General features: G+C 45.0%; 1 protein-coding gene. It reads left to right on the top strand.

Annotation, left to right across the window (positions count from 1 at the left end; all coding sequences use genetic code 11):
• Window positions 1-238 precede the first annotated feature (238 nt).
• On the top strand, window positions 239-1,252 hold the full coding sequence (locus ACYVC2_RS25520) for an IS110 family RNA-guided transposase (RefSeq protein WP_461107260.1): 1,014 nt from the start codon (window positions 239-241) through the stop codon (window positions 1,250-1,252).
• Window positions 1,253-1,268: the final 16 nt, after the last annotated feature.

Raw genomic sequence — 1,268 nt, 5'->3', positions numbered from 1 at the left:
GCACCGCAGCCGCCTTTAGGTTTGTGTCATATTAATATTCCAATATTTAAAATAGCTTGCCAAAAGTGAACAGAGTGGGCTTCCCTTTCGCAGCCGCCAGGTTCTAAGGCCTATCGTCCGATTCAGGTCTCGCTCTGTAAGCTTGTCAAAGTCTCGAATAGAAATTTGGGTAAGACCCATTAGGAAGGTATCGAGGAATGTGACAGGTAAGTTTTTCTCATCTAACTTAACTACTGTTATGGTAATTCACTACTTTATTGGCATTGATGTTTCCAAAGCTACACTAGATTGGGCTGTTTTTGATGGCAAAAGTATCGTCTTACAAAGCCAGTCGGCCAATACTCAGGTCGGCATCAAAGCCACTCTCAAGCTGATCAAGGCTTTGCCTGGTTTCACCATCGCAGAAACCGTATGTTGTCTTGAGCATACCGGCATTTACAATGCTCATGCACTTGAGTTTCTCCATCAACAAGGCTTTGCTTTGTGGCTAGAAGCCTCCTTGCAGATCAAGCAAGCAGGTGGTTTGCAGCGGGGTAAATCAGATGCCATCGATGCAGTGCGCATTGCGGAGTATGCCTATCGATTTCGAGATCGGATTCGATTATGGCAACCTCCTAGACCTATCCTAAAACAACTCACGGAGCTAAGTGCCTTGCGACACCGCCTGGTGTCTGTTCTCCAGCAGTTACGACTACCTCTCAAAGAGCAGAAAGGATTTGGTAATAAAGTGTTACAAGGGCAACTAAACCAAAGCTGTCAAAAATCAATACAAGGGTTGGAATTGGATCTCAAACAGGTTGAGACCCAGATCCAACGCGTTATTAATGAGGACCAGACACTTCGAGACTTGTTTCTTCTCATCACATCTGTTCCCGGTATTGGTGCCGTTACCGCAACAGAAGTCATCATTTCGACCAAGGAAATGAAAGACTTTAACGAACCCAAACAATTGGCCTGCCATGCTGGAGTAGCTCCTTTCGAGCATCGCTCAGGCAGTAGCGTTCGTGGCCGGACTCGCGTCAATCAGCACGCTCGGAAAAAGCTAAAAGTACTATTTCATTTAGGTGCTTTAGCCGCTGTTCGGGTAAAAGGTGAATTACAAACGTATTATGAGCGTAAGGTTGGAGAAGGTAAAAATAAAATGCTGGTTCTCAACGCCGTTCGCAACAAACTCATTCATCGTATTTGTGCCGTGGTGAAACGAGGAGAAAAATATAACTATTCTTTTTCTTCCCCTTTGTTAATGACATAGAAATCGGACGGTCGGC

This window comes from Spirosoma koreense (genome assembly GCF_054777875.1).
This window is presented reverse-complemented; position numbering and strand designations above follow the sequence as displayed.